Origin of the sequence: Bradyrhizobium agreste (assembly GCF_016031625.1) — a bacterium.
GTDB lineage: Bacteria > Pseudomonadota > Alphaproteobacteria > Rhizobiales > Xanthobacteraceae > Bradyrhizobium > Bradyrhizobium agreste.
Map to the genome: position 1 here is coordinate 1 of NZ_JACCHP010000008.1, position 16187 is coordinate 16187.

Sequence of the window (16187 nt, forward strand, 5' to 3'; positions counted from 1 at the left end):
CGCATGCGACGCTGCCTCCAGCCTTGCTTCAGGGAAGCCAGAAGCTGGAAGGCTTGGGATCGCAAGTTCTCATTCTTGCTGGAGAGCTGCCGAAGGCAGAACTCATCCGGAGTCTGGCTCCAGCATCCATTGTCAATGCTTATGGACCTACCGAAGCAACAGTTTGTGCGGCGACCTGGAGTTGCCCCGATGAATTTGATGGGGCCATTGTCCCGATTGGCCGCCCGATTGCGAACACGCGGGTGTATCTGCTTGACGGTCATGGCGCGCCCGTCCCGTTTGGCGCGGTGGGAGAGCTCTACGTTGGCGGGGCGGGGGTGGCGCGCGGCTATCTGAACCGGCCGGAGCTGACCGCGGAGCGGTTCATCGCCAGTCCCTTTGTGGACGGCGACCGGCTGTACAAGACCGGCGATCTGGCGCGCTATCTGCCGGACGGCAATCTGGAGTTTTTGGGCCGCAACGACGACCAGGTGAAGATCCGCGGCTTCCGCATTGAGCCGGGCGAGATCGCGGCGCGGCTTTGCGAGCACCCGTTGGTGCGCGAGGCGGTGGTGGTGGCGCAACCGGATCGGGCCGGCGAGAAGCGTCTGGTCGGCTATGTGGTGTGTGCGCTTGGGGCTCAATCGGAGGAGCTGGATGGCGCTGACCTTGCCGGCGCGTTGCGGGCGCATGTGGCAGCGCGGCTGCCGGACTACATGGTGCCGGCAGCGTTCGTGCGGCTGGCGGCGCTGCCCTTGACGGTGAACGGCAAGCTCGACCGCAAGGCCCTGCCGGCGCCTGCGGATGAGGCGTATGCGCGTTCCGCCTATGAGGCGCCGCAAGGCGAGATCGAGACGGCGCTGGCCGAGATCTGGGCGGAGCTGCTCGGTGTTGAGCGGGTCGGACGCCACGACGACTTCTTCGAACTGGGCGGGCACTCACTGCTGGCGGTGCGGCTTCTCAGTCGAGCGCTCGATGCCGGGTTCAAGTTTACCGCCGCCGATCTCTTCCAAGCTCCTGTTCTGAAGGAACTTGCATTGAAGGTTCATTTGGAGCCACAGCCCAGTAGTCCGGGAGTGATTTGTGTTCGCGCAACCGGATCGCAGCCGCCGCTGTTCTTTGTTCCCACAGGCTTAGGTGATTGTTCCTATATCCTCAACTTGGTGGAGGAAATGGACGCAGACTGTCCAATCTATGGTCTACCGTGGCCTTCGTTCAGTGAAGTTTGCTCACCAACACTTGAAGCGATAGCCTCGCAAGTAATTCCGGCGATCCGCAAGATCCAGTCCCATGGTCCATATCGATTTGCTGGATACTCATCAGGCGGAATATTGGCTTACGCCATAGCCGAGCACTTACTGAGCCTCAGTGAAACTGTCTCATTTATGGCGTTCATTGATGTTACGTTACCCGCAAAGCCAGCCGGCATGACCCCCACCCAGATGGTATCCGAAGTGGTGCTGGAAACTCTTGAATCCCTAGAGGACGAGCACTTCAAACTATTGAAGCGCTTTGCAGAGCACAGTTCAATTCCTCGGCTACTTGAGAAGGCTCAACAAATAGGAGCTATACCTCCGGATCACAATGACGCTTTGATGTACGAAAGAATTGAGCAGTTTCAAAGGGCGCTGCAGCTATATCGGGCTCCGTCGCTGCCAATTGAGATACATCAGTTTTATGCGACGGTTTCTTCCGTAAGTCGCTGCGCACGACTAGACAAGCGCTCAATAGCTCCAGAGAGGAGCTCGCCGATGCGAGGCTGGGACAGGGTTTTGAGTGCAGCGGCCATTGATACCACACCGATTCCAGGCAATCACGCGACGATAATGAACACTCCAGAAAACCGCAAAGTCCTGGCATGCTCGTTATCAAGAGTCTTAAACAGCTCACCGACGAAATGATCTGAGGCCGCCGGCGAACTGGACCATTTTGGTTAGATTTTTTCGCGATTTCCCCGGCCGGGAGGATCGAAGAACGATGAAGGCTCGAAGTTTTCGGGCGCCCAGAAGGCGTTCATTTTGAAGCTCCACTGGAAGTCCTTGAAGCGGAGTGCGGGTGATCGGTCTTCTCGGCCGTAGCCCGGGCCGCCGTCAGTTCGTCCGCGATCGTGGCGAGCATACGGCCTTACCTTCGTGCCATGGTTCGCGCCATCTCTTCGCAAGCCTCTCAATGATGCGCCTGCCCGCGACAATGCTCCGCGCGATAGCAGGCTGAATTATTTCGAGTCGTGATCCGCTCCGGGTCGTGTGGCCTGGCGCGATGACGCGCTCTTCGCGCCAGCTTCGGGCAAATCCAACAGCCGCGGCTAACTCAGAACTATTTTCAGTTCGAGGTCACGGTCCAGTCACTGAACTTGAAGTTCATTCCGCCGGGAGACGAGGTGATCTCAACGCCGTATTGGACGCTACCCACGTTTATGTCGCCGAAGTAGCCCTTCGACTTGATCCATTCCAGGATGCCTTTGATGTCCACTGTCCCGCTGTTGCGCTTCGAAATGGGCACGAGTGAGATGACGTTGTGACCATTATTCCCTTCAAAAACGTTCCAGGTCGTCCCTCCCACCTCGACGTTAGTGTAGACCGGGATGGCCGCCCCGGAGGGATCCTGCCGATAATGATAAGAAATGGGCTTCACGTTGCCGCTACCGTCCGGGTTTCCGGTGTAGTTTGTCCAGATCATGATCTCATGCTGGTTTGAGCTGTCCCAAATATCATAGGCGGTGTCCCAGGCGCCGCCTTTAGGAACGTCCTGATTAAAGGTCGAGCTCAAGGTGTTGATTGCACTGAGCGGCTTTCCGACATGGACGGTCTCGTGCGGATAGCTCTTGATGCCACCAGTTCCTGGCTGGTTCGACCACACGCTCCACTGGTTCGCTCCATACACCGAAATGGTCTGAGGCCCGGCGCCACTGCCCCAGACGTCGTTATTCCAGGAGTAGCCATCGCGTGAAAAGTTCCCGTACGGAGCGCTCGAACTCCAAATCGGGGCCTTTGCCGGTGTAGGAGCGGCAGCCGATCGCCCAACGTCGTTCACAGCCTGCCCAAAAAGATCATCATGCTCATGTGAGTAGACGTGCCCCAGGGGGGACTCTGGCGAGCCGGCACGGTTTATCCGATCGGAATCCATAATGCTCTCCCTTGCTCCTATCGCAACACAGCCTCTTGCCGATCCGCCCAGTGGGTGTCCTGGGTTTGTGACCAGTTCGGTCGTGGGCGGCATCGTCATCCAGAGACCGGCTTCCCAAATCTAAAAAGGTTGGCTTTCGAGAAGCTGACTAGCACAAGAGTGCACGGCGCGCGCCTGGCCACTCCTTTTCCAATCCACGCATGCGACGCAAATAGAAAGATTTGCCCGAGGGTCATCGCGACCGCTCCGGGCTCATGATCCGGCGCAACCCTCGCGCCATCTGCGTTCTCAGTGACGCGCGAATAACGCCACTCACCTCGCTTCGTGAGAACCCAGGAAGAGAGTTCCCGACGCGAATGCATCCGGTGCCGGGGCGTAGCCTAGTCAGCTTCTCGAAAGCTTCTCCGAATACGGACCAACCCACTGATGTGATCCGGGACGCGCCTGTCACGCTCTTTGATCAAACATCGATGTGACGCGGCGTCGGGATTCAAGCGCAGTTGTTGATGCCGAAAATCGGGACCGGCTGGGCACTCTCTCAGTGTGAGAACGCTGAGAAGCTGTTTGGATTTTGGACAATCGCACAACGCTTCGTCTTGTTCGCGCATAGGCAAGGTGCTGCTGCACAATCGCAACGTTCAGGCCTCCTGCGTCTTATAAATGTCATCTTGCGCGGGCCAGTGACGCGCGCGGCGGCTCGATCGAGCCAGCGCTCAATACCAGATAAGGCACGCGGCAAGGATGCGCGTGACAAAGCACGAGCAGGTCAATGACGAAGCGTTTTCGCAACTGGGCCCTATTATCCATACTCGCCTCCATGCTTGTCTGCCCCGCCGCAAAAGCGCAAGACCGCCGGACTATCGTCGAACCTGTTGCACCTGATACGGTCTGTGATCGCCCTGTGCCTTCCGGCAAGAACGATACAGTAAGCCTACAGGACGCCATTGAACATTGCCCCGCTGGCGCTGCAGTTTATCTCGGGCGCGGCGAGTTTCACTCAGGTCCACTCGAGATGAAATCGGGCGTGATCTTATGGGTCGGACGCGGTGCGACACTGATCGCCATCCCCGAACCTGCTGCTTACGACAAGGGCCTCGGACAATGTGGGCGCATTGCGGAAAAGGGCGACGGTTGCCGGCCATTCATCAGCTTTTCTAAAACGCGCGGCGGCGGCATCTACGGAGAGGGCATCATCGATGGTCAGGGCGGCGCAATGATCGGTGGCGGCGCGGAAACCTGGTGGCAACTAGCCCGCCGCGCCCAAGTCCAGGGCGGCAATCAGAACGCCCCACGCTTGATCCAGATCGATCATGCGCAGGACATCACGTTCTCTGGTGTCACTTTGCGCAACGCTGCCAATTTTCATGTCGCGATGAACCGTGTTGAAGGTGCCACGTTTTGGGGCCTCACGATCGATTCGCCGGCGGATGCCCGCAACACCGATGGCATCGATGTTGGCGCCAGTCAGGATGTGACCATCACCCATAGCCTGATCCGTACGGGTGACGACAACGTCGCAATCAAGGCCGGCGACAATGGCTCAAGCAGCCATATCTCGATCATTGATAATTATTTCGGCTGGGGGCATGGCATGTCGATCGGCAGCGAGGTGAATTCCGGGGCCAGAGACATATTGGTGCGTAATCTGACGCTGGATGGTACGACGTCGGGCCTGCGCATCAAGAGCGATGTTAGTCGAGGCGGTCTGGTCGAGAGCGTGACCTATGAGTACGTGTGCCTGAGGGGAAACCGGTGGCCGCTGGCTTTCGATACAAAATATGATCCGCGCGCTCAAGGCACGAGGATTCCGGTCTATCGGCAAATCGTTCTCCGTCATGTGCATGGCGACACTGGTGTGCTGCTGATGCGCGGCGTAGACGAGCGACATGCTCTGGACGTGACACTCGAAGATGTCCGATTTGCCAATTCCGCGACTTGGCAACTTGAACATGCGAAGGTCACCGCAAATCACTCTGACGTATGGCCCCCGCTGCCCGGGCGAGCTACACAACCGCTGCTCCGCGGATCGGAGGGATGTTCCAGGGCATTCCGCGACGGCAATCGGTAAGCACCACACCCGGCGCCGAACACAGGTGGTGAGTTCTGCATCTGGGATCAAGAGGTGCGGACGAGGTCGGGCTCATGTCCCGAGTTGGTTGCAATTGGCTGACGGTGTTGCAGGGCCGGAAATGCCAAGGTGACGTGCAGGTTCTGATTTGGCGATGAGAATCTCGTGTCGATGCGCGGCGGCGGCGGCCATCCGGCTGAGAAACGAAGTGTAAGATCACATGCGAATTTTCATTTCCTCCGCTGCACTTCTGGCGGGATGTTTCTGCATCCCCGCGGCGTACGCTCATCCACTGTTGGTTTCGCATGCCGGAAATGCAGACTATCACTCCGTGCAGCAAGCCATCGACGCGTTGCCGGCGGAAGGCGGAAGTATCCGGATCGCGCCGGGCGTCTATCGCGAGAAGGTCAAAATCTCCAAATCCGGTATTCATATCGAAGGGACTGGCAGGAAGCCGGAGGATACGGTCATTGTGTATGGCGACAGCGCGATCAATGTAGGAGGAACCGCCCGTTCGGCCACGCTGGATGCCGCTGGCGATAACTTCCGGCTCGAGAATCTGACAATCCAGAACGACTACGCCCTCAATCCGGCCAATCCGCCTTCGCAGGCGGTAGCGCTGTCCGTTACCGGAGATAGGGACGTCATTACGCGCGTCCGCCTGCTCGGCGCCCAGGACACGCTGTTTGCCGGCAAGGGACCAAACGGCAGAATGTCACGACAATACTTCTCGAACTGCTACATCGAAGGGCATGTCGATTTCATATTTGGTAACGCCAAGGCTTGGTTCCGGCAATGTGAGTTGCACGGCATCGCCAATCAAGCGGTCATCTATACTGCTCAGAGCAAGGCAACGCCGGACGAGGACAGTGGCTATGTTTTTGATCGTTGCAGGCTAAGTGCCGACCCTGCTGCGCGCTATATCGCACTTGGCCGCCCCTGGCGTCCCTACGCCACCGTAGTCTTCCTGTCCGCGAAGATAGATGCCCCTGTGATCGCGGAAGGGTGGCGCGAATGGACGCCCGGTAAGACCAATATGCTGAAGACAAGCTATTATGCTGAATATAGATCCTTCGGCGTCGGGGCTAACCCCTCAGGCCGCGAGCCTCATTCTCATCAACTGACAGATGGCGAAGCGGGGAAATGGTCGCTGAGCGTGTTCTTCGGGGGCGCCACAGATTGGCTGCCAACGAACCATCACGCTGCGACACAGAGCAACGTTCATGGCGAAGGGCTTCGACGGCGATCCTCGGATGAATGATACGAGGAGAGCCTGATTGTGATGGAAAGTCTTGTACCAGCAACCTAACTGCCGCCGGATTCGAACCGCCAGAAGGGGGCCGGAGCGACGATCTCATCTGTTCGCCGTCCGCCCACATGCGCGCGCTCCAGCTCGCAGCCATCTTGTCCGGTTGGCGGATGAGTGCGGGCAAGCTCTACGGACCGTCACGTCAGCATCGTCATCATCGCTCGGGAACGGCTGATTTTCTTGCTCAGCGCTTTGCGCACTCCGGAGAACGAAGTGGGCTGATGCTTCGCGGCTATCTTCGTTCGGCCAGTTGGTTACCGTCATATGCCGGCGGAGCCTCAAGAATGGATTTCTTGCTGCCGGAGATTGAGGGGGTCGTCAAAATAAAAATGACGCGTCCCGGTCTGACAACGAAACAGCTCGGTGAGCAGCTCATCATCGACATCGCCAAATACAAAAGACATCCAGCATGCCGGACGCTGTTCTGCGTGGTGTACGATCCTGAAGGACGTATTACGAATCCTCGAGGGGTTGAGAACGACCTCAAGGACGAAAGCGATCAGATGTTCACGTATGTTATGATCGTGCCGCGGAGCACGTAAACAATGTTACATAGTCATTTCAAATGGACGGCTTGATTGATGATACATGTCCTTGTGTAATATATTGACATTTGCAAGGTTTTATATCATATAGGTTCCATGAGAAGAGAACCAGAACGCCAAGAGGATAGGGCGATCTCGCTTCTTGAGAAGCGGGGCATGATGCGCCTTTCCGAATTCCTAGAGGAAGGAATCACGTCAGCGACCATTTCCCGGATGGTGCAAAAAGGCGCGCTGAATCAACTCAGCCGCGGCCTTTACCAACTTCCTGACGCGCTGCTGGATGGCAACCACTCACTTGCCGTAGCCGCCAAACTCATTCCCAACGGCGTCATCTGCTACGATTCCGCGCTCGCTTTTCATGAGCTGACCGATCGCATTCCTCCCTATGTGTGGATGGCGATTGGTCCACGCGATTGGCGGCCCAAGATCACGCGCCCTCGCATTCAAATCATGCGCTTCGGGCCTAAGGAATTTGATAAGGGCGTTGAGCATCACATTATCGAAGGCGTGTCGGTGTCGATCTATACACCGGCCAAGACGATCGTCGATCTCTTCAAGAGCGGCAAGTATCCAAAAGCTTTTTACAACGCACCCGCAGGTCTCGCGCACGCGACGCAAACTATGAAAGACGCGCTCAGGCTGCGCAAGGCGACACCTTCCGAAATCGCAAAATACGCCGTCGAAGCCGGCATATGGGAAAAAATCGTTCAGCCGCGCCTTGAGGCGCTCACCGTGAATGCGTAAGCCGCTGAAAAATGTCGGGGCTTCCGTCCGTGCCCGCCTGCTCAACCTTGCGAAAGAGCGCAACGAGCCGTTCGATCTGCTGCTCACGCAATATGCGCTCGAAAGACTGCTTTACCGGCTGAGCATCAGCAAATACAAGGATAAGTTCGTCCTCAAAGTGCTATGCTGCTGCGGCACTGGCTCGATGATCCACATCGGCCAACGCGCGACCTCGCCCTGCTCGGGTTTGGCGAGAGCGATCCGCAACTGACCCTCGGTTTCTTCAAAGAGATTTGTGAAACCCAAGCTGACGCCGGCGTTACGTTCGACACCGGTACGCTGGAGGTCGACACCGTTCGTGCTATAGCGGCTTACGCCTCAAATGCTACGCGACGATTGACGGGGCGCGTGTGCGAATTGTCATCGACATCGGCTATGGCGACGCAACCGAGCCGGGGCTAAACGAAATCGAACTCTTGCCGCTGCTCGACCAGCCAGCCCCAAAGCTACGGGCCTATCCGCCGGAGACTGTCATTGCCGAAAAATTCCAGGCGATGGTCCATCTTGGCCTTGCCAACACGCGTTTGAAGGACTTCTACGATATCTGCGTCCTCGCCCGAGCCTACGAGTTCAAGGACGATCGCCTCGCGCGCGCAATTAAAGCTACCTTCGCGCGACGAAAGACCGACATTCCAGCGGATCGACCGGATGCCCTCACCAAGGCGTATGCGGACGATCCGACCAAGGTCCAGCAATGGACAGCTTTTATCCAGGACGTTGCAGTCAATCCCGGTCCTCTTCCTGGTGTCGTCGAGACGCTCGCCACATTCCTAACGCCTCACGCAGAAAAGGCGCGGAATTTGAAAGGCTAGAAGCTGCAATGGTCGGTAGGACGAAAATCGCCGGCATCAACGGCAAGCCTCCTAAGACAGCTCTCCACCACTGGTGGCCCGAGGTCTTTCCGGACTTTGGAAGGACAGGGAAGGCAAGGTCACCCGATTATCGTGGGATAGAACGACGTTAAGCGCACCACCCAAGCAATTCGGTGCGATTACCAATGGCCACCACATCAAGCTCAATGGCCCATGGGCGGGATCGATCGAGCCGCTCTTCGACGATGCAGACAGTGTCTTGCCGTCACTCGCTGCGAAATTGGAAGGCCTGTCGTACGTTGCTGGCAAATACGACGCGGCGATCGATAAACGCATCACGGCTCACGAGATAACGCCCGACGACAGAAAGTTGATCGGCGAGGGCCTCGCTTCCTTGCTGGTTCGATGCCCTGCTCATCGCCATCAATCGCATCTCACAACGGAGCGCTTTGCAGGGCGGACTGGTGACAAAATTCAAAAACATGACGACACACTCATTGCCCTAAACATCAATCAATACTACCGCCAGATCGTGCAATCGTTGGAACGTGGCGGCAAGATCGTTCTGCTCCGATCAGGCGAACGGGAGTTCGTCATGGGTGAAGGCTATTTGAATACACTCGCCGGTTACACCGTCGAACTCTGGTACCAATGCCTCGTACCGCTCACGCCGAGTATGGCCGTACTTGCCTTCGCGCCGTGCCGGTATTGGACCAACCCACCTATTTGCACCATCGGCCTCAATCATGCCGAGGTCGACCTCATCAACGAAGTTACGCAGGTCTATTCGCGTGACTACATCTTCTATCGGAACGAGGCGCCGAAATTGATTGACGCGTTCACGACCCGCGAGTTTCGCAACGTTCAATATCATCGCTTCGACTGGCTAGATGCCGTGATGCAGGCGGTTGCAGCATATGCACCAAGGCGAGGTGTGTCATGATTGATATCTCCCATGAAGGTCGTTGATTCACTTCTAAACGGCTCTGAAAAGACCGTGATGCGCGAACTCGAAAAGATCGCATCGGACAATGCAATGAGGATATTCGCCAAACCGCGGCTGTCCGATGTGATCCAGAAGCACAGCACGTATCTCACCAAGCGCGAGTTCGATTTCTATACACGGAGTCACTGCGATTTTCGTTGTTACCGACCCAGGTGCCCGACCGGTCATGGTCGTCGTCGAATATGACGGGCCGCTGCACCGATTGAGCGTCGAACAGTAGGAGCGCGATGCAATCAAGAATGAATTGTGTCGGCGAGCTGGATTGGAATTGCTTCGGATCAACAACAACTACGTCACGAAGATCTATCGTGGCATGACCATCCTGCGTTGGATCATCGAAGTCACCGAGCCCGAAAAGGCCTTTGCGGATTCCGATGATTTCGCCCGGGCATTCCGATTTCAAATCGCCCAGGATTCCGATCTGATCTCGCCCACCGTTCCGATTTGGTCTCGCCCCGGGGGCGGACGTTCTGGCCCCGTTTTCCTGGCACCGGTGACAGGCCCTGGTCAATCCCCGAACCGATCCGAAGAAGAGCTTCGTCTGCTGTTGCTGCTCTGGGCATGTGGTCAACGCCGGAGGCGTTGTCCAAGCGAAGCGTCATGTCCACGGCGCCCTTGCGGGCATGCTGCGCCCTGGTTCGGCGCAGGCTTTCGCCGGCGAGATCGAGCCGATGAGCGTTGTGGACGAGGTGATCGAGTATGGCATCGGCATAGGTGGGATCGCCGATGAGGGCATGCCACTGGTCCACGAGGAGTTGGCTGGTGACCATGGTGGACGACCACCGTACCGATCTTCGAGGATCACCTCGTGCACTTGGCGCATTGCAAGCCTCCCCATCGGCATCCGATCCACTCCTTTCAAAAGCCGAAAGGAGGGGATCTATCAGAGCCGGAAGAGGCCGCTTCACCCCGGGCGATTTCATCCCGAATGGTGGGCGATTTCATTTCGGAATCGTGGGCCGATTTCGAGCGGAATCAGCAGATACCAAGGCGGCCGCGGCTTCAGTATAGAGCCCCAGAGCCGCGACGGTGCTTTATCCCAAGGACGACCAGCGAGCTTTTTCGGCCGAGTAGCTGGAAACCAAGCGCGGCAGGCGGTGCGAACGGCCAATTCAGGGCGCCCCTCTTAGATGCCTAGGCAGTCGATGTCGAGCTGCTCGTTGCGAGGGTTGACCGGTTCACCCGCAAGCTGGATTGCTTCGCTCACGCAGTGCGATGCGGCTAGGGGACGCGCCCGACGACTAGGCGCGTCCCAAGTTATCAGTGGAAAACTGAGCAACTCTGAGGTTCTGCAGAGGCACTCGTCAGCTGATCGACAGGTAGGCCGGCTAACGGCAGAACGTTACGCTACCCCGTTGACTGTCCTACCGGACTTAACTGTCAACGAAAGGCAGCAAGCTCGCAGCAGTATCGATCGATTTGCCGCAGTCGGGCTCGTGTGAACGTGCACCCACTTAAGTCGGGCGGGAGCCGCAGAGCACGTGCACGGGCGGTCGAATGATCAACGCGCTGCGCCACCGCCTGCTTCGCGAGCTTAAGAAGCGGGGGGATTGTTGTTCTGACGATGGAGAAACTGATGAACACGGGACAGGCACTGTTGAGTGCAGGTTCTTCCTCCGCGCCTTCTGAAGACGCGGACCAGGAAAGCTACCTCGGCGGCTTCAATCGTGCCGTCGCGAATTTGATCGAAACCTTGACAGGTTATCGGACGGAAGCCTCCGCGCGCGCGCAGATCCTGGACAATTGGGTTGCCGAAGAGGGGCAGGGCGAGGCCGAGAATAGGCGACAGGGGCGCAGACGAATCAGGAATTCAGATAACACAGGCCCGCACTCGCTGGATTTGTCCTCGCTCTCGCTGACCGCTCTGCCCGCCGCGCTCCCGCCAAGGTTGCTGGAACTGCGCGCGAGGCACAATGAGCTAAGCAGCCTGCCCGCTATGTTACCACCCGGTCTCCAGCATCTTCTCATTAGCCATAATCGCTTGACCAGTTTGCCGGACGATCTTCCGGCCACCCTCTCTGAGCTGGAGATCGCTGATAACAGCTTGACCAGTCTGCCGGCAAACCTTCCGGCCGGGCTCCAGATCTTGAACGCAAACGACAACCGGCTAACCAGCCTGCCGGACGCTCTCCCGAGCGGGCTCACCTCGCTTGCGGTCAGTGGCAATCAGCTGACCGACCTCCCCGAGTCCCTCCCTTCGTGGCTCATAGAACTCGATGTCAGCGGCAATCAATTGGCCGACCTGCCCCGCCCTCTTCCGAGCACGCTGCAATCACTCAATGTCAGCGGTAACCGGCTGACCAGCCTGCCTGAAGGGCTACTAGAAGCTCTTGTACCGCATAATAGCCCCTACTACCCGCATCTGGAGAGCCTCGACTTCCGGGATAACCCGCTGCCGGACGACGTCCTCGCTCATCTGGCGGCGGCTGAAGCGCCACCGCAGCTTGCGCAGCAATCCCTACATGAGGCGGCCGCACACTGGCTCGCAGACCATCCGGCCGTTCTGGCCGAATGGCAGCACTTTGCGGATGAGCCCGGCGCCCAAGACTACGCACAGTTCCTCGAGAGGCTACGAGGCACCGTGAACTACGGCAATGACGAGTTTCGGCAGGCAGTGGCTGATGATCTACGGCAGGCGGCCACCAATCCGACATTGCGCGAGCAGCTCTTTGCGCAGGCGTCCGAGGCCAACGAGAGCTGCGAGGATCGTGTCACCTTGCATTGGAATGGTATGCAGACCGCGCGCCTCAACGCTGACGTCGAGGACGGGGTATATGACGATCGGCTTAGCGATCTGATCCAGCGCGGCCGAGTCGCATTCCGTTTGGAGACGTTGGACGAGATCGCGCGCGACAGGGTCAACTCGCTCGCCAACGGCAACCCGAACGTAGACGACATCGGAGTCTACCTGGCCTATCAACATCGGCTGCGCGAGCCGCTGGGGCTCAGTCATGTCGCCCCTGACATGCGCTTCCTGGCGGTGTCTCACGTAAGCGAGGATGATGCGACGGAGGCGCTCGACCTGGTCCGGGAGCGGGAAGCAAGCCAGTTCACCGACTACATGGCAAGCCGCTGGCAACCCTGGGAGACGGTGCTGAGGCGCATCGCTCCGGACGAATATGCCGCGATGCAAGACCGGCTCGTCGAGGCCATGGGCGAGGAGTTTCAGAGCCGCTTGGATCAGCGACTGACCGAGCATGGACTTCTCGGCGATCCGGATGCCGAGCGGGTGCTCGGCGCCCAAGTCCGAAACGAGATCGGTGGTGAGATCAAACGCGCGGTCATGCACCGTGTGCTCGCAGAACGCGGCCTCAGACTATGAGGCTCCCAAACCGCGGCAGAGATATTTATCATTGCTCTGCGGGCGGTACGTGAAGATCGATCGTGAAGCCGCCCATGGCTGCCAAGGTGCTTTTGCTGATCGCGAGAGGTGCTCACCGTTATTGCTGCGAACTCAGGACGGCCTGCACATCTTCTCGAAAAAGAATGTCTGGGTCGTTTGACGCCTGAACGCGCTGGTGGCTCACTGGGCGAGCATCTCGTCTTCAAGGGCAAACGTCCCTTTCGAAGGCTTACGGCGCAGTTCGCCGTTTCCCGGACGACGTGGATCTCAGCCCCTGCGGCAGGACAAGCTCACTCCCAAAATTGATGCCAAGGACGACAAGATGCTCGTCACGTATGATCCATTGGAGACTGGTGGCGGCTATGTGAGCCCCGCGGTGATGCTTGAATTCAGCGCTCGGTCGAGCGGCGATCCATTGTTATATCGGTCGGCCAACTTCGTCAGCTCGAACACGAGACCGGCTAAGAGGTGCGGCAAAATTGGAGCGACTCGCTTTTGTGGTCAGGCGGGTGCCGATGCGAGGCCGGTCTCGCGCGCAGCAATATCCTGATCTCGTCAGCTTTTAGAAAGGTTGCGGCTACAACAATCGAGGTCTGATTCTTGCCGAACGAGCTGCTACCTGGCCGTAATCCAAGCCGTACGGATTGCTGCAGGGTCTATACAAACACAAGGAGAGCAGGATGGATCCGGTTGACCCATTCTTCGATTCAGGAGCCTGGATGCGGGAGTACGCCGCGCTGCAGGGGCGGGCGGCGCAGCGATCGGGCGCCTCAAGCGAGCACGGTGACTTTGAACGGCGGCTGGAGGATTTGAATCTCGATCCGTCTGATGAAAGGGAGTCAACTTCGCCTGATCGGGCTCCCGCAGGAGGTGCTCGAGCAGTCCGGCGGGACGATTTCGGCGGTTCGATGCGGGTGCCGCCGCACTCCGCTTTCAGGGAGAGTGCGCTAGGCGGCACGCGCCGGAGCGTGGACATTCCCAGCTTTCAGCTTCCCGCTTCGGCGCAAGTGCCGCAGTCCAGTTTGCGGGATGATCTGTTCAGCAGCGCACGCTACAGCTTTCCGGACGCAGAGTCTGCCGCGTCGGCCAAGAGCGGAAAAAGCCGCGGATTATGGTCACGCTTCAAGTCGGGAATCGGCAAGGCGTTTGGCGGGAGCGGCAGCGGAAAGTCGTCGCGCGACGCGGAGCAATCTAATGTCTTTTCGACGAATTTACGAATTGATTACGCCAGGCAGCCGGGCCGGACGCGCGGGGTCTCTGCGGAGGATGAGGCGCTCATTAAAGACTTCAGGAACAAGGCGGCGGGTAACCTCAGCGACGGCACCATCAAAAATGCGGCAACCGATCTGCGCCATTTGAGCGCGCGCCTGAGCGAGGCCGGCCGGCCGTCAATTGCCGATCGAATTCGGCGGGAACTGGAAAACGCGCAGCAGGACAATCCGGAGGTGGAAAACCACCAGCTGGAAGCCGAATTCGATGAGGATGTCGACACCTACGCAAACGACCGCGGCAGGCGCATCAAGGCTGCCCTGAAGAAGCTTCGTGAAGTCGGTGCCGGAAACACCTTGGCAGCCGATCTCCGCCGGCTGGCTCCTCATGCTGAGGACGCAACTCTCATCCGTATGTGGGCGGCCGCAGAAAAGGCAACAGACAGGATCGATCCAAAGACGATCGACAGGCAAACTCGCCGCATGTTCAGGCTGAGTGAGTGGCTGCAGACGCATGACAGACAGCCGATCGCCGGCCGACTTTCCACCCCTGGGCTCGCTCAGGACGTCGAGGAGTACAAGCACGAGACCGGGGACAGCAAGATCAACCCTGATCTGGTGAGGCTTGGGCTCTACCAGCAAATCCTTGAGGCGAACAGGGCACTTGGATTGCCGCCTCCTGAGGACCCGGGTCAGCCTTCTGCGGAAGCTGCTCGGCAGGCCCACTCGCCACAGGACCCTCCCGCAACGCCAGCCACGCCGAGCGCGGGAGCTTGGGAATGGCTTGGAGATCAAATGCACGGATCTGGCTCATCGATGCCGGCGCCGCAAAGCGGATGGCAAGCCAGCTCGTCCCAGCTGCTTCCCGCAACGCCTGCGACGCCGAGCGCCGGAGCCTGGGATTGGCTTGGTGAGCAGATCCACGGACCCGCCTCACCGGTGCCAGCGCCGCACTGGGGCGCGCAGGCTCATCTGCCGCTCGAGCTTCCTGCCACTCCGGCCACCCCGAGCCAGGGAGCCTGGGCCTGGCTGGGGCAACACATGCAAGAGCCCGCATCGCCATCATCCGTGAGGCCCCGATCGTCAAACATCTACGGCGGTCTCGACTCCTTCGTTGATCTGGATCCGCCCACGCCGCACGATTTGCGTGACGATGCGCGCTCTGCGCCGGCACCTGAATTTGCAGCCGCCTCGTCGTTCGCAGGATCGCCGGGGGCGGCTCCGGAGCTGCGGGATATTGGAGCGATCGTTGGCGCCAACTGGCGCCACGGCTCCCAGGCGGCTTCAGACGTGTTGATCGACGTGTTGAGCAACATCAATTTGCTGCCAAACCAGTTCGGGCCAAGTCAGTTTGCGATCAATGGGGAGCGCTATTCCGCGACGTTCGGACCGCGAGGCAGCATGGATGTTCGCCTGATCCATCATCCTCGCGTGAGCCAGCCGGATGAACCCGGCCCGTCTCAATCGCTCCATCGTCCCCGGCCGATCGTGCCAGCCGCGCAATCCGGTGAGGGCCGCATTGATCTTGGGTATCTGATCCGCGGGGGATGGGAGCACCGAGAGCGATTCCTGCCACCTTACCTTGTCCGCGTCCTGGAGGGCCAAGGCATCCTGCCGCAGGCGGGGCAGCCAACCCATTTCGATATCCGCGGAGTGCCTTACAGGGGCGAATTGGTGGAAAGCGAAGGCCGCCAGCGCGTACGCATTTATCCTGAACGTGGCTGAAGAGGCAGCAGGGCCTGCAATCAGGCTTTCGGCGGGGCAGCTCGCGTAAGGCGTTCTATGGCGAGGCTTTTGGCAGGCGATGGACGGTTGCAGGGGCACGGCCTGAACCGTTCAGCCTCCTCTTTGTAGAATCTGACAAAGGGATTCTACGAATTTGGTGCATGCCGGGACCTGCTTTCTGCATCCCTGATCCTTCGCCAATTCTTGTCTTGAAAACCGCAGCTACTACAAATCCAACGCATTCGTGACCGCGATGGACAAGCGCTCACCAAACGAAAGTTTG

11 protein-coding genes and 1 pseudogene are annotated in these 16187 nt (G+C 58.7%); 10 read left to right on the plus strand and 2 right to left on the minus strand.

The features are described 5' to 3' along the window. Positions 1-1880: thioesterase domain-containing protein (locus tag HZZ13_RS37200; RefSeq protein WP_197960155.1), on the plus strand; the 1880-nt coding region annotated here is incomplete at its 5' end. A 421-nt stretch (positions 1881-2301) separates the two neighbouring features. Here the strand turns inward: HZZ13_RS37200 and HZZ13_RS13915 are convergent. Further along, on the minus strand, positions 2302-3105 hold the full coding sequence (locus HZZ13_RS13915) for a GH12 family glycosyl hydrolase domain-containing protein (protein WP_197960156.1): 804 nt from the start codon (positions 3103-3105) through the stop codon (positions 2302-2304). Positions 3106-3874: 769 nt separating this feature from the next. Here HZZ13_RS13915 and HZZ13_RS13920 point away from each other — a divergent pair. From HZZ13_RS13920 to HZZ13_RS13945, 7 genes are all read left to right on the plus strand, one after another. Beyond that, positions 3875-5173 carry a glycoside hydrolase family 28 protein gene (locus HZZ13_RS13920; RefSeq protein ID WP_197960157.1) on the plus strand — a complete coding sequence of 433 codons (1299 nt, stop codon included), beginning with the start codon at positions 3875-3877 and terminating at the stop codon, positions 5171-5173. A 220-nt stretch (positions 5174-5393) separates the two neighbouring features. Then, complete coding sequence (locus HZZ13_RS13925) at positions 5394-6434, plus strand: pectinesterase family protein (RefSeq protein WP_197960158.1); 1041 nt, start codon at positions 5394-5396, stop codon at positions 6432-6434. A 116-nt stretch (positions 6435-6550) separates the two neighbouring features. Then, on the plus strand, positions 6551-7024 hold the full coding sequence (locus tag HZZ13_RS13930) for a PD-(D/E)XK nuclease domain-containing protein (RefSeq protein ID WP_197960159.1): 474 nt from the start codon (positions 6551-6553) through the stop codon (positions 7022-7024). Between the two features lie 159 nt (positions 7025-7183). Then, a complete protein-coding gene (locus HZZ13_RS13935) occupies positions 7184-7771 on the plus strand; it encodes a type IV toxin-antitoxin system AbiEi family antitoxin domain-containing protein (RefSeq protein WP_246504414.1) in 588 nt (195 codons plus the stop codon). Further along, positions 7764-8021, plus strand: a complete 258-nt coding sequence (locus tag HZZ13_RS37350; RefSeq protein WP_311972637.1) for a hypothetical protein — start codon at positions 7764-7766, stop codon at positions 8019-8021. The genes HZZ13_RS13935 and HZZ13_RS37350 overlap by 8 nt, the downstream gene beginning before the upstream one ends. Before the next feature lie 139 nt (positions 8022-8160). After that, positions 8161-8622 carry a nucleotidyl transferase AbiEii/AbiGii toxin family protein gene (locus tag HZZ13_RS37355; RefSeq protein ID WP_311972638.1) on the plus strand — a complete coding sequence of 154 codons (462 nt, stop codon included), beginning with the start codon at positions 8161-8163 and terminating at the stop codon, positions 8620-8622. A gap of 73 nt (positions 8623-8695) precedes the next feature. Then, a complete protein-coding gene (locus tag HZZ13_RS13945; RefSeq protein WP_197960161.1) occupies positions 8696-9565 on the plus strand; it encodes a DUF4238 domain-containing protein in 870 nt (289 codons plus the stop codon). A 701-nt stretch (positions 9566-10266) separates the two neighbouring features. On the opposite strand, the pseudogene HZZ13_RS13955 reads toward HZZ13_RS13945, so the two are convergent. Next, positions 10267-10430 (minus strand): annotated as a pseudogene (locus tag HZZ13_RS13955) (ATP-binding protein); the annotation flags it as partial. A 774-nt stretch (positions 10431-11204) separates the two neighbouring features. Here HZZ13_RS13955 and nopM point away from each other — a divergent pair. Both nopM and HZZ13_RS13965 read left to right on the plus strand, forming a co-directional pair. Further along, positions 11205-12950: a T3SS effector NEL-type E3 ubiquitin ligase NopM gene (gene nopM, locus HZZ13_RS13960; RefSeq protein WP_197960163.1), complete on the plus strand. Its 1746-nt coding sequence runs from the start codon at positions 11205-11207 to the stop codon at positions 12948-12950. 701 nt (positions 12951-13651) lie between these two features. Next, positions 13652-15904, plus strand: a complete 2253-nt coding sequence (locus HZZ13_RS13965; protein ID WP_246504415.1) for a hypothetical protein — start codon at positions 13652-13654, stop codon at positions 15902-15904. Positions 15905-16187 lie beyond the last annotated feature (283 nt).

Coding starts and splice junctions, on each gene's coding strand:
- HZZ13_RS13915 (WP_197960156.1), bottom strand. CDS start 3,105: ATGGATTCCGATCGGATAAACCGTGCCGGCTCGCCAGAGTCCCCCCTG.
- HZZ13_RS13920 (WP_197960157.1), top strand. CDS start 3,875: ATGACGAAGCGTTTTCGCAACTGGGCCCTATTATCCATACTCGCCTCC.
- HZZ13_RS13925 (WP_197960158.1), top strand. CDS start 5,394: ATGCGAATTTTCATTTCCTCCGCTGCACTTCTGGCGGGATGTTTCTGC.
- HZZ13_RS13930 (WP_197960159.1), top strand. CDS start 6,551: ATGCGCGCGCTCCAGCTCGCAGCCATCTTGTCCGGTTGGCGGATGAGT.
- HZZ13_RS13935 (WP_246504414.1), top strand. CDS start 7,184: ATGATGCGCCTTTCCGAATTCCTAGAGGAAGGAATCACGTCAGCGACC.
- HZZ13_RS37350 (WP_311972637.1), top strand. CDS start 7,764: ATGCGTAAGCCGCTGAAAAATGTCGGGGCTTCCGTCCGTGCCCGCCTG.
- nopM (WP_197960163.1), top strand. CDS start 11,205: ATGAACACGGGACAGGCACTGTTGAGTGCAGGTTCTTCCTCCGCGCCT.
- HZZ13_RS13965 (WP_246504415.1), top strand. CDS start 13,652: ATGGATCCGGTTGACCCATTCTTCGATTCAGGAGCCTGGATGCGGGAG.